The organism is Actinophytocola oryzae, from assembly GCF_004364325.1.
In the GTDB taxonomy this organism is placed as follows: Bacteria; Actinomycetota; Actinomycetes; order Mycobacteriales; family Pseudonocardiaceae; genus Actinophytocola; species Actinophytocola oryzae.
Map to the genome: position 1 here is coordinate 175641 of NZ_SOCP01000010.1, position 25620 is coordinate 201260.

The following is a 25620-nucleotide window of genomic DNA, read 5'->3' on the forward strand; positions in this document are numbered from 1 at the left end:
CGAAATTGTCGGCCACCCCGCCTACGCTCGCCCCATGACCGTCACCACACCACCCGTCGACGCCCCGCTGCGGGACGCCTACCTGCGCAGACTGGGTTTCGCGACCCCGCTGCCCGCCACCGTGGAGACGCTCTACGCGCTGCACAGGGCGCAGGTCGAACGCATCCCGTACGAGTCGGCGTGGATCTGGCTCGGCGAGCGCAGGACGATCGCGCCCCTCGACTCGGTGCGCTACCTCGTGAGTGGCCGAGGCGGCTACTGCTACCACCTGAACGGCGCGCTGGCCACCTTGCTGGGCTGGCTGGGTTTCACCGTGCACTGGCACAGCGGCGGCGTACAGGGCCACGTCGACGCCGCGCCGAACGTGGGCGGCAACCACCTGGCGCTGACGGTCACGGACCTGCCGTCCGACACCAACTCGAGCGGAGCCTGGTACCTCGACACGGGCCTTGGCGACGGTCCACACGAACCGATGCCGTTGCGCGAGGGCACCTACGCGCAGGGCCCGCACACCTACCGCTTACGCCCGTCCGAGATCGCCCCTGGCGGCTGGCGTTTCGACGCCGACCCGAGCATGTCCCTGCACGGCATGGACTTCACGCCAGGAAACGCGACCCCGGACGATCTGCGGGAGCAGCACGAACACCTGCAGTCGAGCCGCGACTCCAGCTTCGTCAGGACACTGGCGGTCTTCCGGCGAGACACGACCGGCGTGGACTTCCTGCGTGGCCGCGTGCTCAGCCGCCTCGGCGACGAGGAGAACACGACGGAGCTGGACACGAGCACCGACTGGTACGCCTGCCTCGCGGACGTCTTCGGCCTCCCGTTGTCCGATGTGGACGCCGAACGGAGGGATGCGTTGTGGCACAAGGTGACCGCCGCCCACGAGGCATGGCAGGCGGCGGTCACCAGGGCGGGGGCGGCCGTGGCTCAGTAGTAGTACGGGAACTGCGACCAGTCCGGCGGGCGCTTCTCCAGGAAGGCGTCGCGACCCTCGACAGCCTCGTCGGTCATGTACGCCAGACGGGTCGTCTCGCCCGCGAACAGCTGCTGGCCGACGAGACCGTCGTCGATCAGGTTGAACGCGTACTTCAGCATGCGCTGAGCCGTCGGCGACTTGCCGTTGATCTCGGTCGCCCACTCCAGGGCGGTCGCCTCCAGCTCGGCGTGCGGCACGACGGCGTTCACCGCACCCATGCGGTGCATGTCGGCCGCCGAGTACGTCCTGCCGAGGAAGAAGATCTCCCTGGCGAACTTCTGGCCAACCTGCCGCGCGAGGTACGCCGACCCGAACCCGCCGTCGAAGCTGCCCACGTCGGCGTCGGTCTGCTTGAACCTGGCGTGCTCCTCACTCGCCAGCGTCAGGTCGCACGTCACGTGCAGGCTGTGCCCACCGCCGGCGGCCCAACCCGGCACCACCGCGATGACCACCTTCGGCATGAAGCGGATCAGGCGCTGGCACTCCAGGATGTGCAGGCGCCCCGCCCGGGCCGGGTCGACCGTCTCGGCGGACTCGCCCGACGCGTACTGGTAGCCCGTCCGGCCACGAATACGCTGGTCACCGCCGGAGCAGAAGGCCCAGCCGCCGTCGCGGGGTGACGGACCGTTGCCGGTCAGCAGGACACACCCGACATCGGGTGTCATCCTGGCGTGGTCGAGGGCCTGGTACAGCTCGTCGACCGTGTGTGGTCGGAACGCGTTGCGGACCTCGGGCCGGTGGAAGGCGATCCGCACGGCACCCGTCGACACGGCGCGGTGGTAGGTGATGTCGGTGAAGGAGAAACCCTCGACCACGCGCCACGCGGCGGGGTCGAACAGCTCGGACACGTCAGAGGACACGCGCCCGAGCATATGAGCCGTCCAGAAATCGCGGCGGGACGGATCGCCGTGCGAAGCTGAAGGTCATGCAGGATGTCGAGGCCGTGGTCGAGGAGCTCGCCGACCGCGACGATGCCGGGCTGGTGGTCGCCGCGTGCTGGTACGACGTGTCCAACGACCGGCCGAACTACCTGATGTCCCAGTTCGACGTGCAGAACTTCCTCTGGCTCACCCTGCCCCAGCTGCTCCGCGACCCGCCTGTCGACCTCGACCCGATGCCCACCTGGCGGGAGGTCGTCGACGAGGCGGCCTGGTTCTTCGAACGCCTCGACCAGCCCCGCTACGCCGCGATCTGCCGAGGTCCGCGCACCCACGAGATCCTCGCCTCGGCCCAGGACGCCATCCGCAGCTTCGAGCTGTACGCCCAGGCCACGCACGAGTCCGGCATCATGCCCCCACCCGGCCTGCGCATCAGCTGGCTCGACCACCCCGGCCCCCGTGAACAGGCGCTCTACGACGCCATCACCCGCGCACTCGAACGTGCGATCGCCGCGGGCGAGCTGGACCCCGCCGACGACGCCAAGCGCCTCGCGGTCGCCGCGACCGTCCTCGACCAGCTGCCCGACGGCCACACCGAGACCATGCAGGACCTCATGCTCGCCGAGCGGATGACCACGCTCGGCGCCACCTTCGGCAGCCAGACCGCCCGTGAGCTGCTGGTTCGCGTCGAGCCGGACGTCGCCAAGCCGCTCGACCTCACCCCGGAGCTGCTGCTCGCAGGCACGCGCCCGCTCGGCCAGGTGGTCCACGACCGCGACGGCTCCGGCCCACTGTGCGCGATGGCACAGAAGCTCGGCCTGCTCGACGAGGACCTCGACCGCACCGACGAGGGCGAACGAGCACTCGCCCACCCCGTCCTGCTGTTCGAGGCGGTGGTCGGCGGCTTCGCGACCCCCGCCGACCGCGTCGCCGCACAGGCCGCCCTCCCGCTGCTCTGCATGCTGATCCTGGCCGACACCATCGACGTCGACATGCTGCTCGACCGCGTCGCCATCGTGTTCTTCGAGACAGGTCGCGGCGATGCCCCGTGGCCGAGCGATAGCGTGCGCAGTGCCGTGTACGAGCTGCTGGCCGACATGCGCACCGTCGGCATCGTGGCCGAGGACCGCCTGACGGACTTCGGCAGGCGGGTCGCCCTGACCGGCATCCGGACCCGGGCGATGCAGGCCAGGGACGACTGACCTCGGAGGGAGGTGGCGACGTGAGCGCAACCCGCGAACCGACCCGGCACCGAGGAAAGGGCGAGGGGATTTCGTGAACGGAGCGTTCCGGTGCCGCGGAGCCGGCGAGGCGAGATCGTGAACCCCTCGACCGCGCAGGCCACGGTCATCGTTGACGAGCTGGTGCGCAACGACGTGCGGCACGTGGTCGTCTGCCCGGGCTCCCGCAACGCCGCACTCGCCATGGCCATCCACCAGGCCGACGCCGACGGCCGCCTCACGATGCACGTGCGTATCGACGAGCGCTCGGCGGGCTTCCTGGCGCTGGGACTGTCCAGGGCCAGCGGCCGTCCCACCGCCGTCGCGTGCACGTCGGGTACGGCCGCCGCGAACCTGCACCCCGCGGTCCTCGAGGCCCACCACTCCGGCATCGGCCTCCTGATGATCACCGCCGACCGGCCCCCCGAGCTGCACGGCTCCGGCGCGAACCAGACCATCGACCAGCGCGGGCTGTTCGGCTCGGCGGCGGTGGCCGTCGAGTTCCCCGTCGCCGAGCGTCGCGAGGGCCAGAACCAGGTGTGGCGCGGCCTGGTGTGCCGCGCGGTCGCGCAGGCGGAGACCGGACGGCCGGTGCAGGTCAACGTCCCGTTCCGCGAGCCGCTGGTCCCGACGTTCGAGCCCCGCTGGCCAGAGCCACTGGACGGCCGCGCGGGCGGCCTCCGCTGGACCACGTCCTCGGCCCCGGTGACCATGGCAGGCAGCCGCGTCGACTTCCGGCTGCCCGCGCGGACGCTGATGGTCTTCGGCAGTGGCCGCGAGGACCGTGCCCAGGCCGCGGCCGCGGTCGCGGCCAGCGCGGGCTGGCCCGCCGTCGCCGAGCCGACGAGCCAGGCAGCCGCCCTGTCCGGCGGCGCGAACGTGTTGCGTTGTGGTGCGCTGCTGCTTGCGGCGGGTGAGCTGCCGGAACCCATGCGTCCAGAAGCTGTCGTAGTCGTAGGCCGCCCCACGCTGTCAAGGGGCGTGCGTGGCCTGATGGGCCGTGCTCCGGTCTACGGCATCGGCGACCACCCGCAGTGGACGGACCCGCAGTACGTGGCGTCACACGTGCGCGGCTGGCTCGACCTCGACGACATGTCCCAGGTCGACGGCGTGGACGCGGACTGGCTGACCACCTGGCGACACGCGGACGCCGTGGCGACGAACGCCATCGAGAAGCTGCTGGACGAGCAGGAGTGGCCCACCGGCCTGAGGCTGGCCATCGAGGTGATGGACGCCCTGCCGACGGACGCGGCCCTGTTCCTCGGCTCGTCGAACCCGGTGCGGGACATCGACCTGGTGGCCGAGCCGCGCTCGGACGTGCGGGTCTACGCCAACCGTGGCGTGGCAGGCATCGACGGGAACGTGTCGTCGGCGGTCGGAATGGCACTGGCCGCCGACCGCCCGGCCTATGCGTTGATCGGCGACCTGACCCTGCTGCACGATCTGAATGGTTTGTTGATAGGACCGTCAGAAAACCGCCCGAATTTGACACTGATAGTTCACAATGACGATGGCGGCGGAATATTTACTCTGCTAGAACAAGGCGCGGCTGAGTACAAGAACAGTTTCGAGCGCATTTTCGGCACGCCACATGGTGCGGACATCGAGTCCCTGTGCCGCGGATACCACGTGGACTACGTACGCGCCATGAGCGGCGGAGACCTGCGGGCGGCGCTGAAACCAGGGCGTGGCCTGCGGGTGGTCGAGGTCCGGTCGAACCGGGCGTTGCTGCGGGATCTGCACGGGCGGCTACGTGCCACGGTCGCGGAGGCCGCACTGCGCTAGCGAGATGGAATATCGCCACATTCGGCCTCGAGGTTCCGAATGGGTGAACGAGGTTTATTGCCAGGCGAGCAACAGGCCATTGTGGACACATGGTCAATGACAGGGGCGCATCCGTGCGTCAGCGGCGAGTTTCCGCGGAACTGAGGATTTTGCGCCAGGCGAAGGATCTGACGTGCCAGCAGGTGGCCGACGCGCTGGACTGGTCGGTCAGCAAGGTGAGCCGGATGGAGACCGGGATCAGAGGGCTCTTCCCGGACGACGTCGCTGCCCTGCTCGGCTACCTGGAGGCCCCTTCCAAACTGAGAGAACAGCTACTCACCCTGGTTCGTGAGGGCGACAAGCTGAACTGGATCCAGATCGGGCGCGGCATCCCTTCCGACTGGAAGGACCTCGTCCGCATCGAGAACGAAGCGATTGCCCTCTACAACTACGAGTCGCAGGTGGTGCCGGGCCTGCTCCAGACTGGCGACTATGCGACCGCGGTGATCAGGGCCTGCTCCCTCCAGCATGCCGAGGGAGCGGCTAGCCAGCTGGTGCGAACTCGAATGGGTAGGCAGGCGCTACTCAGCCGGTACAACGGGCCCAGTCTCGATGTGATCATCGATGAGATGGCGCTCAGGCGACCGATAGGCGAGCCGGGAGTGATGCATCGCCAACTGCGGCATCTTCTGAACATGGCCAACCGCCCCCGGATCAATATCCGTGTGTTGCCGTTCGAGGTGGGTGCGCATCCTGGGCTTGAAGGGGCGTTCCTGTTGTTGGAGTTCGACGCCCAACCTCCCTTGGTGCATCAAAACAATCGAGGAACTGGAGGGTTCTTGGAGGAGGGTCGGCATGTGGCGCGCGCTAAGCTGGAGTGGCGAATGCTTGGTTCGATGGCCCTGTCGCCGGAAGACTCGCTCCGGCTTATTGCCGAGATCGCCGGCGAGATGCCCACATGCTAGGAGTGCCCATGAACGCCCTGGACCTTTCCCGAGCCGAATGGCGCAAGAGTAGTCGCAGCACCGGTGCCCCCAACTGTGTTGAGGTGGCCACCAACGGCCAGGTTACCGCGGTGCGGGACTCCAAGCAGCCCTCCGGGCCCGTCCTCGCCTTCCCCATGGCCTCATGGGTGGACTTCGTCAGCCGGTAGCACCGGTCACAGCGCCGCCAGGCGGTCGAGCACCTCCTGCCGCACGGCCGGCGGCGCCCACGAAGCCTCGATCGCGTTGCGCTGCAACGTGATCATCTCCTCACGGGTGAGCCCCAGCTCCTGCTGCACCGTGACCAGGTTCTCCAGCACGTACGCGGTGAAGTAGGCAGGGTCGTCGGAGTTGACGGTGACCCGCACGCCCTCATCCAGCAGCCGCCTCAGCTCCGGCTCCAGCGTGCCCTCGATGTGCAGATGCATCTCACACTTGGGCATCGTTGCGATGAAGTCCTCCATGTGGGTGAGCGTAGAACGCACACTGGCCACATGCTGGATCTCATCGCCGGTGCGCTACAGGGGGTAGCGGTGGCCATCCTGACCCTGCCGTGATCGCGTCGTGACCCGGCCGACTTCTCGACCGTCGAGCTGGGCTACGCCTGGCGCGGCCCACGTGGCGCGGTGTCGGGGGCACTCCGCGAGCTGGTCGACAGGGGCGCGGCGCGGCAGTCACGACGACGCGGCATCGTGCGGACGGGCCAGCGGCTGCCGCGCGACCTCGAGCCGCTTTCACGTTCCGTCTACAGCGCGCTCGGTACCCACAGCCGACCGGCCGGGTTGCGGAAGTCGAAACACGTCGACGAGAAGCTGCCCGCCGTGCGCAGACGGGTCGTCGGCGCGGGACTCCGGGCTGGTCGGGTGCGCCGGACGCTCGGGTCGATCACCGCGGTGGCCGCGCCCGTGGTCGCGCTGGACGGTGTGCTCCGCGGCGTTGACGTGGCCATGGGCATCGCCGTGAGCGTGGTCGCGGTGCTGGGCGCCGCCTGGCTCCTCGCGCTGCGCGGCATCACGGTCAGGGGCGCCCGCACCCTCGCGGCCACGCCCCGCCGCCGTGCCGGTGTCAGAGTTCTGCGAGGCGCGTCGGCGGAGCCGGCCGGTGTTTCCTCGTCCGGCTGGTTCCTCGGCAGCTGGCTCGCGGACTTCGGCTATCCGAAGAGCAGTTTCGCCGTCGACGCGGGGAGCGGCGGCCACAGCGGCGGCCACGACGGTGGCGACTTCGGCGGTGGCCACGACGGCGGCGGGGACGGCGGGTACTGACGACGAAGGGCCCCGCACGAGTGCGGGGCCCTCCTGCTGTCGACCGTTACTTCGTGCCGACCTTGATCTTCATGGACGTGCCGTTCTCCGAGACCACGCGGATCGTCGTCCCGGTGGCCGGGAGCTTCACGCCCGCGTTCGGCTGCTCGGCGTACCAGAACTTCTTGGTGTCGTCGAACAGCGGCACGGCGTTCTGGCCGCGGATGTAGCTCGGCTTGCCGTTCACGTGCAGCGTGAACGAGTCCGCCTTCTCCAGCGAGAACGGCGCGTCGTAACCCGCGATCCGCTCACGCCACGGCTGCCCCTCCAGGTTGTAGATCGGCGCAGGGTGGGCGTCGACCGGCAGCACGAGTCCGCTGCCCTGGTGCTGGCTGGTGTTGTTGTCGTCGTACGACGTGTCCCAGTACCAGACGCCGAGGCCGGTCTCGTACGGGAAGTGCTCGACCCAGTCCGGCTTCGCCGGGTCGCCCACGTTGTACGGGCCGGTCTTCATGTACTGGTCGTAGGACTCGTACGTGCGGTGCGACGCGATGTAGAAGTTGTCGAACATGACGGTCTCGGTCTGCTGCGTGGTGCGGAAACCGTCGAGCGTCCAACCGTTCGCGCCGTTCTCCGCGCCGTCGGCGAAGATCTGCTGGCCGTCGGCGGTGATCGAGATCTCGTCCGCGAAGAAGCCGTTCTCCGCGACCGCGCCGTCGGTCTTGTACCGGAACCGCAGCTGGGCGGTCTTGCCCGCGAGCGAGTCCAGCGACACGTGCATGTCCTGCCACGCGCCCTCGGACGAGCCGGTCAGCGCCGGCTGGTCGTCCGCGTCCCGCGAGAACGGCGTGCCGTCCACGGTGCCGTCGAGCGTCTGCCAGGTGGCGCCGCCGTCGACGGACGCCTGCACGTACAGGTAGTCGAAGTCCGTCTCGATGTCGTACCTGGCCTGCAGGTCGAGCGCGGCGCTCGTCTTGCCGGTCAGGTCGACCGTGCGGGTCATCGACGTGTCGATGTCGTCGCCCTTGGTGCTCCACCACTGGTTCGCGCCCGCGGCGGGTGCGCCGTACTGGAACTGCACCGGTTTGTCGGGCAGCACGACCACGACACCCTGCGGCTTGTTCGAGTTGTACTCGTGCGGGCCGAGCTCGAGCGTCTTCGTCTGGCCCGCCACGGTGACCTCGTAGTCCAGCCAGCCGAGCTGCAGCTTCGACCACGGGTCCATGTCGTTGACACGGGAGCCGAGCACCTCGCCGGGGCCGGACACACGCTGCTGCGCCATCAGCGACCACCAGTTGAGGTGGTTCTGGCCGCCGCTGCCGGAGAAGTCGTACAGGTCCGGCAGGCCGAGGTCGTGGCCGTACTCGTGTGCGAACACGCCGATGCCGCCGTTCTCGGGCTGCATGGTGTAGTCGCCGACCCAGATGCCGGTGGTGCCGATCTGGGAGCCGCCCTCGAGGTTGCCCTCGGGGCCCGAGGTGGTGTTGGAGAAGGCGAAGCTCCGGTGGCTCCAGACGGCGTCCTCACCCTGGATCGGGTCGCCGTCGGCCTGGTCGCCGCCCGCGTGCACGATCTGGAAGTGGTCGATGTAGCCGTCGGGCTCGTCGAAGTTGCCGTCACCGTCGTGGTCGTTGCGGTCCCAGACGTCGTACTGGGCCAGCTGCGCCTTGACCTGCTCGACCGTCTTGCCCGAGGCGATCTGGTCGTTGTACCACTGGTTCACGCCGTCGGCGACGAGGCTGTAGGAGTTGCTGCAGATGTTGTCCGGGCACGGGTAGCCGTTCGAGCGGCCGTACCGGGCCTCGTTGTAGCGGACCTTCACCCAGTCGGTGACATATCCCTGCACGGAGTAACGGCCGGAGGACTGCTTCGCGTAGTAGTTCGCGACCGAGTCCACACCGGGGTCGGTCGAGAAGTACAGGTCCTGGAAGTGCTGCCGGTTGTAGTCGGCCTGCCAGATGGTGGAGTTGTCCTTCGAGCGGTCCGGCTCCGGGATCTCGTTGTGGAGCGGACCGTCGAACTTCGTCGGGCCCGCCGTGTTGGGATCGGTGTCCTGGTCGGGGTAGTTCGGGTGCCGCTCGTTCCCGAACTCGACGAGCACGACGAAGATGTTGTCGGTCTTCTCACGCGACAGCTCGACGTACTGGTCGACCTTGCCTGCCTTGTTCTTCGCCTTGGCCTTGCTCTTGGGACCCGGCTTCGTCCCCATCTTGACGACGGTGCTGCCGCCGCGCTTCTCGGCCTTCCTGTCACCGCTCAGTACGTCGGCGAGGGCCTCCTGGCGCAGGGCGCGACGCTTCTCCTCAGCGGGGTTGGGCAGATCGTCGACGAGCGGGGCGGCGGTTCGCGCCGCGTCACCCGAAGGTGGTGCCGCCTGTGCGGCCGGACCCATTGTCGCCAGCCCTGCCGCCACCAGGGCGGCACTGGTAAGGCCGACGAGAATTCTTCGTTGCACACGTCCTCCACGATGGCTAAGCACCCAGTCACTCGAAGGGCTGACCAGGCACGCTGCGGGATATTACGGACGGCGAATAAATTTCGGACCCGACGAACGGCGTAATCCAAAAGGAGTAATCCGTCCGTGTTGGTCCAGTCGGATGAGTTACGGGTCATCCGTTCACCCGCGTGGCGCCCCCGAAATCGGTGTTCGCGCTCTTCGGAGACTCGCGGAGAACGTCGGCCCCATGGGGCGGTATACACGGCCCTTTCGTACGGACCGACGGGATTCTGTGAAACTCCCGCGCCGGAAGTGTCGCCCCAGGTCCGTGGCATCGAAGCCGGGTGTCGAGCCGAGCCGCTCGGTCGGGTGAGCGGGGCCGTTCGGCTGTGTGCGGAGGGTTGTCCCGTGCCGCCGAACGGGTGGCTACGCTCAACGGTGTGGTGCAGCAGGTGACCGACACTCGCAGGCCGCTCGCCCGGCGGTGGGTGAGGCGTGGCGTGCTGGCCCTCGCCTCGGTCATCACGTTCCTCGGAGTCGTCCTCGTCGTCGCCGCGTGGACCGAGGACATCTCCATCGACAGCAACACCGGCTACGCGAACGCCCAGGTCGTGGCGGACGACTTCACGCGAACGCTCGTGCGCTTCTACACCTCGGACGGTGCCGAACACATCCCGCAGACCGGCGTGCTCTACCCCGCCGGGCTCAGGGTCGGCGACGTCGTGCAGGTCGAGTACCGCCAGGACAACCCCGAGCTGGTGCGGGTGGCGGGCCGGGGCGCCATCGTCACGCTGCTCCCCGTCGGGTTGACACTGCTGGGGGTCTGGGCTGTGACCGTGCCCACAGTGTGGTGGCTCCGACGCCGGATGTAACACTTCTGCTCGAAATCCACGTTCAGATGTAACATCGGGTCGTGAGCGAGGAAGACTTCACGCGCCTGGTCGAGGCCGAGCAGCGGGTCGAGCCGAGGGACTGGATGCCCGACGGTTACCGCCGGACGCTCATCCGCCAGATCGCCCAGCACGCGCACTCCGAGATCATCGGCATGCAGCCGGAGGCCAACTGGATCAGCCGCGCGCCCTCGCTGCGCCGCAAGGCGATCCTCCTGGCCAAGGTGCAGGACGAGGCGGGCCACGGTCTGTACCTGTACGCGGCGACCGAGACGCTCGGCGCCGACCGCGAGGACCTCACGACCAAGCTCGTCGAGGGCAGGCAGAAGTACTCGTCGATCTTCAACTACCCGACGCTGACCTTCGCCGACGTCGGCGTGGTCGGCTGGCTGGTCGACGGCGCCGCGATCTGCAACCAGGTGCCGCTCTGCCGCACGTCCTATGGGCCCTACGCCCGCGCCATGATCCGCATCTGCAAGGAGGAGTCCTTCCACCAGCGGCAGGGCTACGAGCTGCTGATGACCATGATGCGTGGCACGCAAGCGCAGCGGCGCATGGTCCAGGACGCGGTGAACCGCTGGTGGTGGCCGTCGCTGATGATGTTCGGGCCGTCGGACACGGAGTCGTCGAACACCGAGCAGTCGATGGCGTGGCGGATCAAGCGGCACACCAACGACGAGCTGCGGCAGAAGTTCGTGGACATGTCCGTGCCGCAGGCCGAGGCGCTGGGTGTCACGTTCCCCGACCCGGAGCTGCGCTGGAACGCCGAGCGCGGGCACCACGACTTCGGCGAGATCGACTGGGACGAGTTCTGGAGCGTGGTCGGCGGCAACGGCCCGTGCAACGAACAGCGGGTCGCGCACCGGCGCAAGGCGCACGAGGATGGCCAGTGGGTTCGCGACGCAGCCGCCGCGTATGCCTCGAAGCGAGCGGAGGTCGTCGCGTGACCAGGTCGTCCTGGCCGCTGTGGGAGGTCTTCGTGCGCGGCAAGCGCGGGCTGAACCACGTGCACGTCGGCTCGCTGCACGCCCCGGACGCGGAGATGGCGCTGCGCAACGCCCGTGACCTGTACACGCGGCGCAACGAGGGCGTGAGCATCTGGGTCGTGCCCGCGGCGTCGATCACCGCGTCGTCACCGGACGAGAAGGACCCGTTCTTCGCCCCGGCAGGCGACAAGGTGTACCGGCACCCGACGTTCTACGCGATCCCGGAGGACGTGCCGCACCTATGAGTTTCGACAATGCGTACGACGCCATCAACGCGGAGGGTGACGAGCAGCACTGGGCGTTCGGCACTGGGTTCGACGACCCGTTGTCCGGTGTGGACCGGACCGTGCCGGAGGTGTCCGCGTCGGACCTGTCGGTGTACTGCCTGATGCTGGCGGACGATGCGCTGGTCCTGTCGCAGCGGCTGACGGAGTGGTGCTCACGCGCGCCGGAGCTGGAGGAGGACGTCGCGCTGGCGAACATCGCGCTGGACCTGCTCGGCCAGGCGCGGCTGCTGCTGACGCGGGCGGGCGAGGTGGAGGGTCGCGGCCGTGACGAGGACGCGCTGGCGTACCTGCGTGACGAGCACGAGTTCCGCAACGTCCGCCTGACGGAGATCGACTGCGGCCCCGGCCCCGGCGGCGACTTCGCGACGACGATCGCGCGGTTGCTGGTCTTCTCGACGTGGCGGCTGGCGGTGTTCACGAGGCTGGCGTCGTCGGCGGACCCGGTGCTGGCCGCGGTGGCGGCGAAGACCGTGAAGGAGCTGGCGTACCACCGGGACCACGCGGCGCAGTGGACGTTGCGGCTGGCGGGGGGCACGGCGTACTCGCGGGAGCGGATGGTCGCGGGGCTGGAGCGGGTGTGGCCGCTGGTGGCGGAGCTGTTCACGCCGCACGAGGTGGAGCGCAGGCTGCCGGGCGTCGCGGTGGACCCGGCGACGGTGGAGTCCGAGGTGGACGAGGTGCTGACGCAGGTCCTGACGGCGGCGGCGTTGCCTCGCCCGGAGGCGCAGCCGCTGTCGGCGATCTCGGGCCGCGCGGGCCGGGACGGCGTCCACACCGAGGCGATGGGCTACCTGCTGGCGGAGATGCAGCACCTGGCCCGCTCACTGCCCGGAGCGACGTGGTGAACGACGTCGCGAACAACCAAGATCATCGCCCAGTCACATACCCAACCCCCACCCGATCCCGGGGGCGTCCCGCCGTGCCAGTCTACCGGCAGGGGGTGACGGAGGGGGCGTTGTCGATCTTGCCTGTGGACAACCACCACGGCTGTGGACAACTTGGAGCCCGGGAAATCGCCGCCACGGTGCTCGACCCCGAAATGCCCATGCTCACCCTCGCTGACCTGGGCGTTCTCCGGGAGGTCAGTGAGCGGGACGGGGTCGTCACGGTCACCATCACGCCCACCTACTCCGGTTGTCCCGCGCTCCACGAGATGCGGGTTGACCTGAAAGAGCGACTCCTCGACGCCGGCTACGAGCGCGTCGAGATCCGCATCGTGCTCGCGCCGGCGTGGACCACCGACTGGATCAGCGCCGAGGGCCGGCGCAAGCTCGAGGAGCACGGCATCGCCCCGCCGCAGCGCGGCGCCGGACCCGTCACGCTCAACCTCGTGCCGCCCAGCGCCGCCGTGCGCTGCCCCCGCTGCGGGTCGCGCGACACCACCGAGCTCTCGCGCTTCTCCTCCACCGCCTGCAAGGCGTTGCGGCGCTGCGAGGCCTGCCGCGAGCCGTTCGAGCACGTCAAGGAGATCTGATGCGGCCGGCCTTCCACACGCTGCCCGTCGCCAGGGTCGACCGGCTCTGCGCGGACGCCGTCGCCGTCACCTTCGACGTGCCCGAGGACCTCGCGGACGCCTTCGCCTTCTCGCCGGGCCAGTACCTCACGCTCCGGCAGGAGGTCGACGGCGTCGAGGAGCGGCGGTCCTACTCGATCTGCGCGCCTGCGGGCACGGCGCCGCGCATCGGCGTGCGGCGGGTCGAGCAGGGGCTCTTCTCCGCTCGGATCGTCGACGCGCTCGAGCCGGGCGACACGCTCGAAGTCCTTCCGCCGCAAGGGAAGTTCACCCCCGACGGCACCGGACGCCACCACGCCTTCATCGTCGCGGGCTCCGGGATCACGCCGGCGTTGTCGATCATGTCCGCTGTTCTGTCCGAAGAGGACACCAGCGTCACCCTCCTCTACGGCAACCGGCGCAGCGACACCGTCATGTTCGCCGACGAGCTGGCCGACCTCAAGGACCGCTTCCCGCAACGGTTCCAGCTCGTCCACGTCCTGTCCCGCGAACCGAGGGACGTCGAGCTGTTCTCCGGGCGGCTCGACGCGGAGCGGATCGCCGCACTGCTCGACGGGATCGTGCCGACGTCCGATGTGGACCACTGGTGGTTGTGCGGCCCCTACGGCATGTTGCAGGACGCCGACCGCGTGCTCGCCACGCATGGCGTGCCACGCGGGAACATCCACCGCGAGCTGTTCTACGTCGACGAGCCGCCACCCGAGCCCAAGCGGTCCGAGGAGTCCACAGTAGAGGGTCCGGTCGCGCGGGTCACCGTGCTGCTCGACGGACGCGAGACCACCCTCGACCTGTCGGCCGACACGCCGATCCTCGATGCCGCGCAACGCGTTCGCGCCGACCTGCCGTTCGCGTGCAAGGGCGGTGTCTGCGGCACGTGCCGTGCGAAGGTCACCGAGGGTCAGGTCGAGATGCGCCGCAACTACGCCCTCGAGGAGGACGAGGTCGCCGCCGGGTTCGTGCTCACCTGCCAGGCGCTGCCGATCTCCGCCGAGGTCACCGTGGACTACGACGCATAACTCTTGGCGCAACGTTCGCCGGGACGTCACGTCAGCGTTCTCCCGGCAACAGAGCGGGTTGCGACGGTCGGTCCGTGCGAGTCGCCATCGTCACCGAGAGCTTTCTGCCACAGGTCAACGGCGTGACGAACTCGGTTCTCCGCGTCGTGGAACACCTGGAGCGGCGGGGTCACGACGCACTCGTCGTGGCGCCGGGACCAGGTCAGGACCGGTACCGGCACGCGGAGGTCCGCCGCGTCCGCGCGGTCGACCTGCCGGTCATCAGCTCACTCCCCATCGGCGTGCCGTCGCCGAAGGTGCACGCCGCGCTGTCCGAGTTCGCGCCGGACGTCGTGCACCTCGCGTCGCCGTTCGTGCTCGGCGCGTCCGGGCTCAGATCCGCGCGCAGGCTCGGCGTGCCGACCGTGGCCGTGTACCAGACGGACGTCGCGGGGTTCGCCGCCGCGTACGGGCTCCGGCACGGCGCGCGTGCCGCGTGGCGGTGGATCCGCAAGCTGCACAGCAACGCCGACCGCACGCTCGCGCCGTCGTCCGACTCCGTCCGCGCGCTCACCGACCACGGCGTGCCGCGGGTGCACCGCTGGGCACGCGGTGTGGACACGTCGCTGTTCACGCCGCAGCGCGTCGATCCGGTACTGCGGTCGGTGCTGGCGCCGCGTGGCGAGTTGCTCGTCGGCTACGTCGGCAGGCTGGCGCCGGAGAAGAGCGTGCACCGGCTCGCCGCGTTGAACGGCATGCCGGGCGTACGCGTGGTGGTCGTCGGCGAGGGGCCCGCGGAGGAGAGCCTGCGCACGGCGCTGCCGGACGCGGCTTTCCTCGGCTTCCGCACGGGCACCGAGCTGGCGACCGCGTACGCGTCGCTCGACGTGTTCGTCCACCCCGGTCCCTTCGAGACGTTCTGCCAGGCGGCACAGGAGGCGTTGTCGTCCGGGCTGCCGGTGCTGGCGCCGGACGCGGGCGGGCCGCGTGACCTCGTGGCACACGGGCGAACCGGCTACCTGCTGGAGCCCTACGACGACGACAGGTTCACCGCCGAGCTGCGCGGGTACGTCGACGTGCTGCGTGAGCGAGGGGTGCGGTGGCGGCTCGGCGCGGCGGCGCGGGAGTCGGTGCTCGGGCGGACGTGGCCCGCGGTGTGCGACGAGCTGCTCGGGCACTATGCGCAGGTGAGCGCCAGCGTGCTGGCGGCTTAGGGGGTGTCGTAGGGTTCGGGCATGTCACGTGCCGGGCTGGACAAGAACCGACGCGACGTGGCCGAGATGTTCGACGGCGTCGCGAAGGGCTACGACCGCACGAACTCGGTGATGACGCTCGGGTTCGACCGTCGGTGGCGCTGGCTGACCAGGCGGGTGCTGGACACCGCGGCAGGCGAGCGCGTGTTGGACCTGGCCGCGGGGACCGCGGTGTCGACGGCCGAGTACGCGAGGTCGGGCGCGTGGTGCGTCGCCGCGGACTTCTCGCTGGGCATGCTGCGCAGCGGTCTGCACCGCGACGTGCCGAAGGTCGCCGCGGACGCCTTCCACCTGCCGTTCGCCTCGAACTCGTTCGACGCCGTGACGGTGTCGTTCGGGCTGCGCAACATGGACGACACGGTTGCCGCGCTGCGGGAGATGTGCCGGGTCGTGCGGCCGGGCGGTCGGCTGGTGATCTGCGAGGTGTCGCAGCCGGTGTTCCGGCCGATCCGGTGGTTGCACCACCACGTCGTGCTGGCGCTGCTGCCCAGGATCACGCGCCCGTTCTCGTCGAACAAGGCCGCGTACGCGTACCTGGCCGAGTCGATGCGCGACTGGCACGACCAGCACGCGCTGGCCGTCCTGATCGCGGAGGCGGGCTGGGACGAGGTCGAGTGGCTCAACCTCACGATGGGCGTGGTGGCACTGCACCGAGCGGTGAAACCGGCCGGCTGAGTGGGTCCCGCCGCGCCCCCAACGCACTGAAGGCGTCCTTCGTTGCGCTGGGTGTTACGAAGGCGTCCTTCAGTGCAGTTCGGGCGGAGTGTTCGGGGACTGCCACCGTGTGATCTGGCGGATCATCGGCACCGCCAAGCCCGCCGCCACTGTCTGCAGTACCGCCAGCACCGTCATCGCCGATGCCGTGTTCAGCAGGGCGTCCAGAGTGGCCTCGCCCTCGACGGTCGCGACCAGCCACACGCCCGCCAGTACGCACGCCATCGCCGCGCACCACCAGTAACGGACCAGCGGCGCCCTCGGCAGGCTTCTGGCGTGCTCGACTCCCGAGGGGACGTCCGGCCGCGACGTCCGCCACACGTCCTCCATCGCGATGAGCGGGAAGGCGGGGACCACCCAGCCCGCGACCACCCAGCCGCGCGCCAGGCGGTGCGGGACGGGGGTCAACTGCTCCGCGTTGAGCCTGGCCCGCCACGACCAGGTCAGGAATGTCACACACGTCACCGCGTACGCCATGAGCCACAACACGTTCACGTTCGCCGCCGTGTTGGCCGCGCCGACGTAGTCCGCCACGCCCGTGCCCGGTTCACCCGCCACGTACGCCACCGCCACGCCGTACCGGTGCCACGCCGCCCAGGTGCCCAGCGCGCCTGCCGTGCACGTCACACCCATCATGGCGCTCGTGACGACGGCGACCTGGCCCACGGGCGCGGTCGCGACAGTGCTCGGCATATCGGTCCCCAGGCGATGCGAGTCGTGACAACCTGAAATCGCTCTCCGGGCCATGTCCGTTTCGGCTGTGCGCCGAGTTCGCCCGTGTGGGGATAAAATGCGGTCAGTTCGTGAACGTTTTCACAAGCGCGAGGAGCCGTGATGGGAACGCCCAGCCGACGGAAGCCGGCCGAGGACGCCGAGGTCATCGTGGTCGGCGCGGGCCCGGCCGGGTCCACCGCCGCCACCTACCTCGCCCGTGCCGGGCTCGACGTGCTCCTCCTCGAGAAGAGCACGTTCCCGCGCGAGAAGGTCTGCGGGGACGGCCTCACCCCGCGCGGCGTGAAACAGCTCATCGACCTCGGGGTGGACACCCGCGAGGAGGCCGGCTGGCTGCACAACAAGGGCCTTCGGGTCGTCGGCGGGGGTGTCACCCTCGAACTGGACTGGCCCGACCTCGCCACCTTCCCGCCCTACGGCGTCGTCCGCCCCAGGCAGGACTTCGACGAGATGCTCGCCCGCACCGCCCAGGCCGCAGGAGCCAGGCTGCAGGAGCAGACCACCGTCACCGGCGCGGTCACCGACGAGCGGACCGGGCGGGTCACCGGTGTGACCGCCAAGGCCGGGCCGGGACGCGAGCAGGTCACCTACCGGGCGCCGATCGTCCTCGGCTGCGACGGGGTGTCCGCGCGCCTCGCGCTGTCCGTCGGCATCGACAAGATCGAGAACCGGCCGATGGGCGTGGCCGTTCGCCGGTACTACGCGTCGCCGCGCAGCAAGGACGACTTCCTCGAGTCGCACCTGGAGCTGTGGGACCGGTCGAACCCGGCCGAGCCCAAGCTGCTGCCCGGGTACGGCTGGATCTTCGGCATGGGCGACGGCACCGTCAACGTCGGGCTCGGAATCCTCTCCACGTCCAAGGCGTTCGGCAAGACCGACTACCGGGCGCTGCTGCGCTCGTGGCTCGACGGAACACCCGAGGAATGGGGGTTCCGCGAGCACAACGCGATTGGCAAGATCGGCGGGGCCGCCCTGCCGATGGGCTTCAACCGCACGCCGCACTACGCGCGTGGGCTGCTCCTCGTCGGCGACTCCGGCGGCATGGTGAACCCGTTCAACGGAGAGGGCATCGGGTACGCGATGGAGTCGGCGAAGCTCGCTGCCGAGGTTGTCGTGCAGGCGCTTGCCCGCGCGGAGGGACCGGCACGCGAGAAGGCGTTGCACGGCTACCCGGTCGCGCTCAAGCAGTCGCTCGGCAGTTACTACCGCCTCGGCAACATCTTCAGCAGGCTCATCGGCAACCCGGTCGTCATGCGCACCGCCACGAAGTACGGACTACCGAGGGCCACCCTGATGAAGCTCGTGCTGAAGCTGCTCGCCGGCCTCTACGACCCCAAGGACGGGGACGCGTTCGACCGCATGATCATGGCCGCCACACGGATGGCGCCGAGCGTTTGAGCGGTATGCGAACCCTCTACCTCGCACGGCACGGCGAGGCGTCCGGCTCGTTGACGGACGCGGGCCGCGCGCAGGCCCTGCTGCTCGGCGAACGACTGTCGGCGGTCCCGCTCACCGAGGTGTTCCACAGCCCGGTCCGGCGTGCCGCCGAGACGGCGGCACTCGTGTCCTCGTCGCTGAAGGAAGTGCCGGTCTCGGTGTCCCCGCTGGTCGGCGACTACCTGCCGTACGCGCCGTCCGCGGCCGAGCTGGCACCGGAGTTCGCGCCGATCGCGCTCGCACACGTCGCGGACTACACGACGCAGCAGCACGAGATCGGCCCGGGGCTCGCGGACCGCGCGCTCGCGGAGTTCACCGCGCCGGTGTCGAGGGCGGACCTGATCATCACGCACAGCCAGATCGTGTGCTGGTTCGTGCGGGCCGCGCTCGGTGCGCCGCCTGCCCGGTGGCTGGGCATCAACGCGGCCAACGCGGCGCTCACGGTGATCCAGTACCGGCCGGGCTGGCCGCCCTCGGTCGTGATGTTCAACGACCAGGCCCACCTGCCGCCCTCGCTTCGGTGGACCGGCTTCCCGGACGAACGCCGCGCCGCCTGGTGAGACTCAGCCCTGGCCGACCTTGTTCTGGGTCCCGGTGTCCGAGACCGTCGGGTTGCCCGAAGCCCAGGCGATCGTGTTGAACACGCCGGCGACCGTGATCTCGCTCGCCTCGGCGAGGCGGAGCGTGTTGTCGTGCCCGTTCACCGTGACCGTCGTGCACGTGCCGGTGATGGTCAGGCCGTTGTTCGAGCCGTCGACCACGACGTAGTTGCCCGTGCCGCAGTCCAGCGTGTCGGCGAGGCCCGACTCGGTGACGGTCAACCCGGCCGTGCCGGTGCCCGGCCCGAGGTCCCCGGACGTCGTGGAAGGTGGCGTGGAGATCTGTTCGACGGCGCCGGTCGACTCGCCCAGTGGCAGGTCGACCGCGCCGTCGTCTTCGCCCGTGTCACATGCGCTGAGCAACAGGAGCACCGCGATGGCGGGGATGGCAAGACGCATGGGAGCGCATTATTCAGCTGAGGCGCTCCAGCACCATCGCCATGCCCTGGCCGCCGCCGACGCACATCGTCTCCAGCCCGAACTGCTTGTCGTGGAACTGGAGCGAGTTGATGAGCGTCGTCGCGATGCGGGCGCCGGTCATGCCGAACGGGTGGCCGACCGCGATCGCCCCACCGTTGACGTTCAGCTTGTCGATGTCGATGCCGAGGTCCCGGTACGACGGGATGACCTGAGCCGCGAACGCCTCGTTGATCTCCACGAGGTCGATGTCGTCGATCGTCATGCCGGCCTTGGCCAGCGCGCGCTTCGACGCCTCCACCGGCCCGAGGCCCATGATCTCCGGCGACAGACCGGAAACACCCGTCGAGACGATCCGGGCCAGCGGCGTCAGCCCGAGAGCCGCGGCCTTCGTGTCGGACATGATCACGAGAGCCGCCGCGCCGTCGTTGAGCGGGCAGCAGTTGCCCGCCGTCACCCGGCCGTCCGGCCGGAAGACCGGCTTCAGCGTCGCCGTCTTCTCGTACGTCACCCCGGCACGGGGCCCGTCGTCCGCGTCGACCGTCCTGCCGTCCGGCAGCTTCACCGGCGTGATCTCCCGCGCCCAGAAACCGTCCTTGATGGCCTGCTCCGCCCGGTTCTGCGACCGCACGCCGAACTCGTCCATGTCCTGGCGCGTCACGCCCTTGGACAGCGCCAGGTTCTCGGCGGTCTGGCCCATCGCGATGTACACGTCCGGGACCGCGCCGTCCGTGCGCGGGTCGTGCCACTCGCCGCCGCTCGACTCCGCCGTCGACACCGTGCGGGCCTCCGCGTCGGCGAACAGCGAGTTGTGCGTGTCGGGCCAGCTGTCGGAGCTGCCCTTCACGTACCGGGACACCGTCTCGACCCCGGCGCTGACGAACACGTCACCCTCGCCCGCCTTGATCGCGTGGAAGGCCATCCGCGTGGTCTGCAGGCTCGACGCGCAGTACCGCGTCACCGTGCAGCCGGGCAGGTGGTCGTAGCCGAGCAGGACCGCGACCACCCGGCCCATGTTGAAACCGGACTCGCCGCCGGGCAGACCGCAGCCGAGCATCAGGTCGTCGATCTCGGTGGGATCCAGGGAAGGGACCTTGTCCAACGCGGCGCGCACCATCTGGGCGGCCAGATCGTCCGGCCGGATGTCGACCAGGGAACCCTTGCCTGCCCGCCCGATCGGTGAGCGAACCGCGGACACGATGACCGCCTCTGGCATGCCAACTCCTTCGTCAGGTACCTGACCAGGAGATTACGCGGCCGACGCGCATCGCAGCACACAATGGAGCGAGCAACACATTCGCCGCGAACTCGTACCCCTTCCCGTTGGGGTGGAAGCGGTCGGCGGAGAACAGCTCCTCGGGACGCGTCAGGAACTCGGGCGTCAGCAGCGCCGCGATCGACACCGCGGGCACGCCGAGCCCGTCGAGCACGCGGCGCTGCGCCCGCGCGAGCGACAGCGAGTAGCGGCTCGCGATCGTCCGCAGCGGCTGCGGGATCGGCAGGATGATGCCCAGGTCGGGACAGGTGCCGACGACGACCGTCGTGCCGGCCTCCAGCAGTCGCGTCACCTGGCTGCCGAGCAGGGCCGCGGACGTGCCGATGCTCGTCCTGGTCGTCACGTCGTTGCCGCCGATGATCACCATCGCCAGGTCCGGCGGTGCGATCAGCGCGCGGTCGACCTGCTGCTCCAGGTCGGTGGTGCGTGACCCGCTGATCGCGTGCGTGACCAGCCGGACCGGCCGGTCCAGCTCCTCGGCGAGCCCCCTGGCGAGGCGTGCCGCCGGTAACTGGTCCGGTAACTCGGCGCCCAACCCGGCCGCCAGCGAGTCACCGAGCATCGCGAATGACAGAGAGTCATCGTCTCGGCTCGCCGGGTAGGGCCCAGAACCGTCCGGCAGGTAGCGTCCGTCGGCGTTCAGCGGCAGCTCGCACGGCACGCCGATGATCGATCTCGCGCGCCGGGACTGGCCCGTGAGCAGGCCGTATGCCGCTCCGGACAACCCGCCGACCGAGCCGGCGGCGAAGATCAGCGCTTTGAGTGCGCGGGCTCCAGTCATCGCCGTCCTCCCAGACCGAGTGTCGCAGCCGGTAGTTACGTCCCGGTGTAGATCACCGAGTTGTTATCGAGTGTGTGGTGTGTCACTCGCCGTGCGCTCAAACTGAACTTGAATCTGTTAGGTGAACTGCGCGAACAGTGGTATTGGCCCCTCGTTAGGCTCGCGCCCAGGGAGCCGAGAGGAGTGCAGGTGGAGTACGTCGAGCATGTGACCGACCTGGTGGGCAACACCCCGCTGGTCAAGCTGAACTCGCTGGCGGAGGGGGTGTCGGCGACCGTGCTCGCGAAGGTCGAGTACTTCAACCCCGGCGGCAGCGTGAAGGACCGCATCGCGCTGCGGATGATCGAGGCCGCCGAGTCGTCCGGCGAGCTCAAGCCGGGCGGCACGATCGTCGAGCCGACCTCGGGCAACACGGGCGTCGGCCTGGCCATGGTCGCGCAGCGCAGGGGCTACCGGTGCGTGTTCGTGTGCCCGGACAAGGTGTCCGAGGACAAGCGGAACGCGCTCAAGGCCTACGGCGCCGAGGTCGTGGTGTGCCCGACCGCGGTCGCGCCGGAGCACCCGAACTCCTACTACAACGTCTCCGACCGGCTCGTCCGCGAGATCGAGGGGGCGTGGAAGCCGGACCAGTACTCCAACCCGGAGAACCCGGAGAGCCACTACCTGACCACCGGCCCCGAGGTCTGGCGACAGACCGAGGGCAGGGTGACGCACTTCGTCGCGGGTGTCGGCACCGGCGGCACGATCTCCGGCACCGGCCGCTACCTCAAGGAGATCTCCGGGGGCCGGGTCAGGATCGTCGGCGCGGACCCGGAGGGCTCGGTGTACTCCGGCGGCAGCGGGCGGCCGTACCTGGTCGAGGGCGTCGGCGAGGACTTCTGGCCCGACGCGTACGACCGGAACGTCGCCGACGAGATCATCGCGATCTCCGACGCGGAGTCGTTCGACGTCACCAGGCGGCTCGCCCGCGAGGAGGGCCTGCTGGTCGGCGGCTCGTGCGGCATGGCGGCGGCGGCCGCGATCCGGCTGGCCAGGCGCCTCGGCCCGGACGACGTCGTGGTCGTGCTGCTGCCGGACGGCGGCCGCGGCTACCTGTCGAAGGTCTTCAACGACGACTGGATGGCCTCCTACGGCTTCCTGCCGCCTGAGCACTCCGGGGCGAACGTCGGCGACGTGCTGCGCCGCAAGGGCACCGGCGGCGCCATGCCCGACCTCGTGCACGCGCACCCCAACGAGACGGTCGCGGACGCCGTGGCCATCCTGCGCGAGTTCGGCGTGAGCCAGATGCCGGTCGTGAACGCCGAACCGCCGGTCATGGCCGCGGAGGTCGTCGGCGCGGTCAACGAGCGGGACCTGCTCGAGGCGTTGTTCACCGGCAAGGCGGCGCTCGCGGACCGGCTGGAGAGCCACATGTCACCCCCGCTTCCCACCATCGGCGCAGGTGAGCAGGTCACGGCGGCCATGTCGGCCCTGTCGTCGGCGGACGGCGCGCTCGTCCTGCTGGACGGCAAGCCTGCGGGCGTCGTGACGAGGCAGGACCTCCTCGGGTTCCTCGCCGGACGTTGACCCGATCGGGTTCTGATGGTTGTTACAGGCAGCACATGCCTGTATGGGCTAGCGTTGTCCCGCACGTAGGTAGACGAATCGGTTTCGAAGAGGGTGTAGTCCGATGAGCGCTCCGCAGCCGCCGAACCAACCGTGGCAGGGCGGCCAGCCACCGCAGCAGGGGGAGGACGAGAACCCCGCCCTGACGAACGCGGGCCCGACACAGGCCATCCAACCGGGACAGCCGCTGCCACCGCCCGGCGGCCAGACCGGCGCCGACGGGGTGGAGCGCACACAGGCGATCCAGCCGGGCCAACGCCCCGGTGACGACTCCGGCGCGACGCAGGTCGTGTCGCCGGGCTCGTACGGTCAGCACGGCCAGGACTCCGGTGCCACGCAGATGGTGCCCCCCGGCTCGATGCCGCCGCAGGCACCGCCCTACGCCCCGCCGCCCGGTTCCGACCCCGGTGGTTTCCCCGCCCAGCCGGGCTACGGCCAGCAGCAGCCCTACGGCCAGCAGCCCCCGCCCGGGTACGGCCAGCAGCCGCCCCAGGGCTTCGGTCAGCAGCCCTACGGTCAGCAGCCGCCGCCCGGGTACCCGCCGCAGGGTGGTGGGTTCGCCCAGCAGCCCGGCCTCGGCAAGGGCCCGACCTTCGGCGGGCAGGGCCAGAACACCCAGATGATCTCGCTGATCGTCATGGGCGTCATCGGCGTGCTCGGCCTCATCGGCGCGATCATCGCGATCACCCTGTTCTCCGAGCTGTCCTCGGCGGCGTCCGACGCGTGTGCCGGCGTGCCGGAGCAGGTCAGGGACCAGTGTGAGAGCCAGGTCTCCGACGCGGTGCCCGGCAAGTTCTACTTCTACATCGTCGTGTTGCTGCTCGGCGGCCTCGCGGGCGTCGCGGGTGCCGCGCTGATCTACCTGAAGAAGAGCTTCGCGCACTACGTGGTCGTGGGTGGCGGCGTCCTGCTGCTGCTCGGCTCGATCCTGTTCATGGCCGAGGACGGCGACACGCCGACCCGCATCGTGTTCACGCTGCTGTTCGGCATCGTGATCGGTGCGGCGGGCGCGCTCGGGTTCTTCCCGCAGACCAGGCAGTTCCTCGGCGCGGGTTCCGCGCTCGGCGTCGCGGGCGGCCACGGCGGTCCCGGTGGCCCCGGCGGCGGCTTCGGCGGACCTCCTCCCGGTGGCGGCTTCGGCGGCCCGCCGCAGCAGGGCTTCGGCCAGCCCCCGCAGCAGGGGTTCGGCCAGCCGCCCCAGCCGGGTTACGGTCAGCCCCCGCAGCAGGGCTACGGTCAGCCGCCCCAGCAGGGTGGCCCGCCGCAGCAGCCGTGGGGATGACGTGATGTGAGGAGACGCCGGCGGGTATCAGCCCGCCGGCGTCTCTTTTTGGCCCGTTCAGGTACGGCTACAGCGAGCGGCGAGTCTGACGGTAGCTATTCCCCTTCTGGACCCCAGTCCCACATGGTGGACGCTCCACCGCAACGCCGTAGCCTGTGACCATGGAAGAGGACACGAGTCGTTGGGGATTCGAGACACGCGCGATTCACGCAGGTCAGCAGCCTGACCCGCGGACCGGCTCGGTCATCGTCCCGATCTACGCCACCGCCACCTTCGCCCAGGACGGCGTCGGCGGCCTGCGTGAGGGTGGGTACGAGTACTCACGCACGGCGAACCCCACCCGCACCGCGCTCGAGGAGGCGCTCGCCTCGCTCGAAGGCGGTCGCCACGCGCTCGCGTTCGCGTCCGGCATGGCGGCGTCCGACATCGCGCTGCGTGCCATCACCAGGCCCGGCGACCACGTGATCCTCGGCGGTGACGCCTACGGCGGCACCTTCCGCCTGATGGACAAGGTCATGACGGCCTGGGGCGTCGACTACACGTCCGTCGACCTCGCCGACCTCGACGCCGCCCGCGCCGCGGTCCGACCCAACACGAAGGTCGTCTGGACCGAGACGCCGACCAACCCGCTGCTCGGCATCGCCGACATCCCCGGTCTCGCGCGGGTCGCGGCAGGCGCGGGCGCCAAGCTGGTCGTCGACAACACGTTCGCCACCCCGTACCTCCAGTCGCCGCTCGGTCTCGGCGCCGACGTGGTGCTGCACTCGACCACCAAGTACATCGGCGGCCACTCCGACGTCGTCGGCGGCGCGCTGATCACCTCGGACGACGAGCTGAACGAGAACTTCGCGTTCCTGCGCAACGCCGTGGGCGCCGTGCCCGGCCCGTTCGACGCGTGGCTGACGCTGCGTGGCGCGAAGACCCTCGCGCTGCGGATGGAGAAGCACAGCGACAACGCCGAGCGGATCGTCGAGGCGCTGGTCGGGCACCCGAAGGTCACCAAGGTGTACTACCCGGGCCTGCCCGAGCACCCCGGCCACGAGACCGCGGCCAAGCAGATGCGCCGCTTCGGCGGCATGGTGTCGTTCGCGGTGGCGGGCGGCGAGCAGGCCGCGCTGGACGTCGTGGCACGCACGAAGCTGTTCATCCTCGGCGAGTCCCTCGGCGGTGTCGAGTCGCTGATCGAGCACCCCGGTCGGATGACACACGCCAGTGCCACCGGTTCGCCGCTGCAGATCTCCGGGGACGTCGTGCGCCTGTCCGTCGGCATCGAGGACGCCACCGACCTGGTACAGGACCTGCTCCAGGCCCTCGGCTGAACCTGACCCGAAGGGGCGCCCTCGCCGAGGGC

26 protein-coding genes are annotated in these 25620 nt (G+C 69.8%); 19 read left to right on the top strand and 7 right to left on the bottom strand.

Going from position 1 to position 25620, the window contains the following annotated elements; all coding sequences use genetic code 11:
- Positions 1–34: 34 nt before the first annotated feature.
- Positions 35–937 carry an arylamine N-acetyltransferase family protein gene (locus CLV71_RS26285; RefSeq protein WP_133905511.1) on the top strand — a complete coding sequence of 301 codons (903 nt, stop codon included), beginning with the start codon at positions 35–37 and terminating at the stop codon, positions 935–937.
- Here CLV71_RS26285 and CLV71_RS26290 read toward each other — a convergent pair.
- Positions 931–1839 (bottom strand): 1,4-dihydroxy-2-naphthoyl-CoA synthase, encoded by a 909-nt coding sequence (locus CLV71_RS26290; protein WP_243866715.1) that lies wholly within the window; start codon positions 1837–1839, stop codon positions 931–933. The two genes, CLV71_RS26285 and CLV71_RS26290, sit on opposite strands and share 7 nt — an antisense overlap.
- A 65-nt stretch (positions 1840–1904) precedes the next feature.
- Between CLV71_RS26290 and CLV71_RS26295 the strand changes: the two genes are divergently transcribed.
- From CLV71_RS26295 to CLV71_RS26310, 4 genes are all read left to right on the top strand, one after another.
- A complete protein-coding gene (locus CLV71_RS26295) occupies positions 1905–3059 on the top strand; it encodes a hypothetical protein (RefSeq protein ID WP_133905513.1) in 1155 nt (384 codons plus the stop codon).
- A 90-nt stretch (positions 3060–3149) separates the two neighbouring features.
- On the top strand, positions 3150–4862 hold the full coding sequence (menD, locus tag CLV71_RS26300) for a 2-succinyl-5-enolpyruvyl-6-hydroxy-3-cyclohexene-1-carboxylic-acid synthase (protein WP_341771672.1): 1713 nt from the start codon (positions 3150–3152) through the stop codon (positions 4860–4862).
- 89 nt (positions 4863–4951) lie between these two features.
- Positions 4952–5806, top strand: coding sequence for a helix-turn-helix domain-containing protein (locus CLV71_RS26305; RefSeq protein ID WP_133905515.1), 855 nt, complete (start codon positions 4952–4954; stop codon positions 5804–5806).
- Between the two features lie 8 nt (positions 5807–5814).
- A complete protein-coding gene (locus tag CLV71_RS26310; RefSeq protein ID WP_133905516.1) occupies positions 5815–5994 on the top strand; it encodes a DUF397 domain-containing protein in 180 nt (59 codons plus the stop codon).
- 6 nt (positions 5995–6000) lie between these two features.
- Here CLV71_RS26310 and CLV71_RS26315 read toward each other — a convergent pair whose 3' ends face one another.
- The gene (locus CLV71_RS26315) at positions 6001–6288 is read right to left on the bottom strand and encodes a hypothetical protein (protein WP_133905517.1); all 288 of its coding nucleotides are present in this window, start codon (positions 6286–6288) and stop codon (positions 6001–6003) included.
- 162 nt (positions 6289–6450) lie between these two features.
- Here CLV71_RS26315 and CLV71_RS26320 point away from each other — a divergent pair, with 162 nt between their 5' ends.
- Positions 6451–7086 (top strand): hypothetical protein, encoded by a 636-nt coding sequence (locus CLV71_RS26320; RefSeq protein ID WP_133905518.1) that lies wholly within the window; start codon positions 6451–6453, stop codon positions 7084–7086.
- A 46-nt stretch (positions 7087–7132) separates the two neighbouring features.
- Here CLV71_RS26320 and CLV71_RS26325 read toward each other — a convergent pair whose 3' ends face one another.
- Positions 7133–9520: an immune inhibitor A domain-containing protein gene (locus tag CLV71_RS26325; RefSeq protein ID WP_243866716.1), complete on the bottom strand. Its 2388-nt coding sequence runs from the start codon at positions 9518–9520 to the stop codon at positions 7133–7135.
- A 422-nt stretch (positions 9521–9942) separates the two neighbouring features.
- Between CLV71_RS26325 and CLV71_RS26330 the strand changes: the two genes are divergently transcribed.
- The 8 genes from CLV71_RS26330 to CLV71_RS26365 all read left to right on the top strand — a co-directional run bounded on the left by CLV71_RS26330 (position 9943) and on the right by CLV71_RS26365 (position 16101).
- The gene (locus CLV71_RS26330; RefSeq protein ID WP_243866717.1) at positions 9943–10374 is read left to right on the top strand and encodes a DUF3592 domain-containing protein; all 432 of its coding nucleotides are present in this window, start codon (positions 9943–9945) and stop codon (positions 10372–10374) included.
- Between the two features lie 41 nt (positions 10375–10415).
- Positions 10416–11339 (top strand): 1,2-phenylacetyl-CoA epoxidase subunit PaaA, encoded by a 924-nt coding sequence (gene paaA / locus CLV71_RS26335; protein WP_133905519.1) that lies wholly within the window; start codon positions 10416–10418, stop codon positions 11337–11339.
- Entirely contained in the window at positions 11336–11623 is a 288-nt protein-coding gene (gene paaB, locus CLV71_RS26340; protein ID WP_133905520.1) for a 1,2-phenylacetyl-CoA epoxidase subunit PaaB, read from the top strand. Before paaA ends, paaB begins: the two co-directional genes overlap by 4 nt.
- Positions 11620–12510 (top strand): 1,2-phenylacetyl-CoA epoxidase subunit PaaC, encoded by an 891-nt coding sequence (gene paaC / locus CLV71_RS26345; protein WP_133905521.1) that lies wholly within the window; start codon positions 11620–11622, stop codon positions 12508–12510. The genes paaB and paaC overlap by 4 nt, the downstream gene beginning before the upstream one ends.
- Before the next feature lie 125 nt (positions 12511–12635).
- Positions 12636–13139 carry a 1,2-phenylacetyl-CoA epoxidase subunit PaaD gene (gene paaD / locus CLV71_RS26350; protein WP_279588758.1) on the top strand — a complete coding sequence of 168 codons (504 nt, stop codon included), beginning with the start codon at positions 12636–12638 and terminating at the stop codon, positions 13137–13139.
- Positions 13139–14194, top strand: a complete 1056-nt coding sequence (gene paaE / locus CLV71_RS26355; protein ID WP_133905522.1) for a 1,2-phenylacetyl-CoA epoxidase subunit PaaE — start codon at positions 13139–13141, stop codon at positions 14192–14194. The genes paaD and paaE overlap by 1 nt, the downstream gene beginning before the upstream one ends.
- A 74-nt stretch (positions 14195–14268) precedes the next feature.
- Entirely contained in the window at positions 14269–15387 is a 1119-nt protein-coding gene (locus CLV71_RS26360; protein WP_133905523.1) for a glycosyltransferase family 4 protein, read from the top strand.
- Between the two features lie 21 nt (positions 15388–15408).
- Positions 15409–16101, top strand: coding sequence for a demethylmenaquinone methyltransferase (locus CLV71_RS26365; RefSeq protein WP_133905524.1), 693 nt, complete (start codon positions 15409–15411; stop codon positions 16099–16101).
- Positions 16102–16170: 69 nt separating this feature from the next.
- Here the strand turns inward: CLV71_RS26365 and CLV71_RS26370 are convergent, their stop codons facing one another.
- Positions 16171–16833, bottom strand: a complete 663-nt coding sequence (locus CLV71_RS26370) for a DUF4328 domain-containing protein (RefSeq protein WP_166664257.1) — start codon at positions 16831–16833, stop codon at positions 16171–16173.
- Positions 16834–16974: 141 nt separating this feature from the next.
- Here CLV71_RS26370 and CLV71_RS26375 point away from each other — a divergent pair, with 141 nt between their 5' ends.
- Both CLV71_RS26375 and CLV71_RS26380 read left to right on the top strand, forming a co-directional pair.
- Positions 16975–18270, top strand: coding sequence for a geranylgeranyl reductase family protein (locus CLV71_RS26375; RefSeq protein ID WP_133905526.1), 1296 nt, complete (start codon positions 16975–16977; stop codon positions 18268–18270).
- Between the two features lie 5 nt (positions 18271–18275).
- Positions 18276–18869: a histidine phosphatase family protein gene (locus CLV71_RS26380; RefSeq protein WP_208297769.1), complete on the top strand. Its 594-nt coding sequence runs from the start codon at positions 18276–18278 to the stop codon at positions 18867–18869.
- Positions 18870–18872: 3 nt separating this feature from the next.
- Here the strand turns inward: CLV71_RS26380 and CLV71_RS26385 are convergent, their stop codons facing one another.
- Genes CLV71_RS26385 through CLV71_RS26395 form a run of 3 tightly spaced genes read right to left on the bottom strand, consistent with a single transcriptional unit; the run spans position 18873 to position 21382 of the window.
- Entirely contained in the window at positions 18873–19307 is a 435-nt protein-coding gene (locus CLV71_RS26385) for a DUF3060 domain-containing protein (protein WP_133905528.1), read from the bottom strand.
- Positions 19308–19320: 13 nt separating this feature from the next.
- The gene (locus CLV71_RS26390; protein ID WP_133905529.1) at positions 19321–20541 is read right to left on the bottom strand and encodes an acetyl-CoA C-acetyltransferase; all 1221 of its coding nucleotides are present in this window, start codon (positions 20539–20541) and stop codon (positions 19321–19323) included.
- Between the two features lie 13 nt (positions 20542–20554).
- The gene (locus CLV71_RS26395) at positions 20555–21382 is read right to left on the bottom strand and encodes an SGNH/GDSL hydrolase family protein (protein WP_133905530.1); all 828 of its coding nucleotides are present in this window, start codon (positions 21380–21382) and stop codon (positions 20555–20557) included.
- Between the two features lie 189 nt (positions 21383–21571).
- On the opposite strand from CLV71_RS26395, the gene CLV71_RS26400 reads away from it, so the two are divergent.
- The 3 genes from CLV71_RS26400 (at position 21572) to CLV71_RS26410 (ending at position 25588) form a co-directional block, all read left to right on the top strand.
- Positions 21572–22948, top strand: a complete 1377-nt coding sequence (locus CLV71_RS26400; protein ID WP_133905531.1) for a cystathionine beta-synthase — start codon at positions 21572–21574, stop codon at positions 22946–22948.
- A 103-nt stretch (positions 22949–23051) separates the two neighbouring features.
- Positions 23052–24269, top strand: a complete 1218-nt coding sequence (locus CLV71_RS47920; protein WP_166664258.1) for a hypothetical protein — start codon at positions 23052–23054, stop codon at positions 24267–24269.
- A 161-nt stretch (positions 24270–24430) separates the two neighbouring features.
- Positions 24431–25588 carry a cystathionine gamma-synthase gene (locus tag CLV71_RS26410; protein WP_133905532.1) on the top strand — a complete coding sequence of 386 codons (1158 nt, stop codon included), beginning with the start codon at positions 24431–24433 and terminating at the stop codon, positions 25586–25588.
- The last annotated feature ends 32 nt before the right edge of the window (positions 25589–25620 follow it).

What these genes read in the sequence shown, in the direction of transcription:
- CLV71_RS26295 (WP_133905513.1), top strand. Translation starts at nt 1,905, where the DNA reads ATGCAGGATGTCGAGGCCGTGGTCGAGGAGCTCGCCGACCGCGACGAT.
- CLV71_RS26310 (WP_133905516.1), top strand. Translation starts at nt 5,815, where the DNA reads ATGAACGCCCTGGACCTTTCCCGAGCCGAATGGCGCAAGAGTAGTCGC.
- CLV71_RS26370 (WP_166664257.1), bottom strand. Translation starts at nt 16,833, where the DNA reads ATGCCGAGCACTGTCGCGACCGCGCCCGTGGGCCAGGTCGCCGTCGTC.
- CLV71_RS47920 (WP_166664258.1), top strand. Translation starts at nt 23,052, where the DNA reads ATGAGCGCTCCGCAGCCGCCGAACCAACCGTGGCAGGGCGGCCAGCCA.
- CLV71_RS26285 (WP_133905511.1), top strand. Translation starts at nt 35, where the DNA reads ATGACCGTCACCACACCACCCGTCGACGCCCCGCTGCGGGACGCCTAC.
- CLV71_RS26305 (WP_133905515.1), top strand. Translation starts at nt 4,952, where the DNA reads ATGGTCAATGACAGGGGCGCATCCGTGCGTCAGCGGCGAGTTTCCGCG.
- CLV71_RS26365 (WP_133905524.1), top strand. Translation starts at nt 15,409, where the DNA reads ATGTCACGTGCCGGGCTGGACAAGAACCGACGCGACGTGGCCGAGATG.
- CLV71_RS26385 (WP_133905528.1), bottom strand. Translation starts at nt 19,307, where the DNA reads ATGCGTCTTGCCATCCCCGCCATCGCGGTGCTCCTGTTGCTCAGCGCA.
- CLV71_RS26395 (WP_133905530.1), bottom strand. Translation starts at nt 21,382, where the DNA reads ATGACTGGAGCCCGCGCACTCAAAGCGCTGATCTTCGCCGCCGGCTCG.
- paaE (WP_133905522.1), top strand. Translation starts at nt 13,139, where the DNA reads ATGCGGCCGGCCTTCCACACGCTGCCCGTCGCCAGGGTCGACCGGCTC.
- CLV71_RS26390 (WP_133905529.1), bottom strand. Translation starts at nt 20,541, where the DNA reads ATGCCAGAGGCGGTCATCGTGTCCGCGGTTCGCTCACCGATCGGGCGG.
- CLV71_RS26315 (WP_133905517.1), bottom strand. Translation starts at nt 6,288, where the DNA reads ATGGAGGACTTCATCGCAACGATGCCCAAGTGTGAGATGCATCTGCAC.
- CLV71_RS26410 (WP_133905532.1), top strand. Translation starts at nt 24,431, where the DNA reads ATGGAAGAGGACACGAGTCGTTGGGGATTCGAGACACGCGCGATTCAC.
- paaC (WP_133905521.1), top strand. Translation starts at nt 11,620, where the DNA reads ATGAGTTTCGACAATGCGTACGACGCCATCAACGCGGAGGGTGACGAG.
- CLV71_RS26380 (WP_208297769.1), top strand. Translation starts at nt 18,276, where the DNA reads ATGCGAACCCTCTACCTCGCACGGCACGGCGAGGCGTCCGGCTCGTTG.
- CLV71_RS26375 (WP_133905526.1), top strand. Translation starts at nt 16,975, where the DNA reads ATGGGAACGCCCAGCCGACGGAAGCCGGCCGAGGACGCCGAGGTCATC.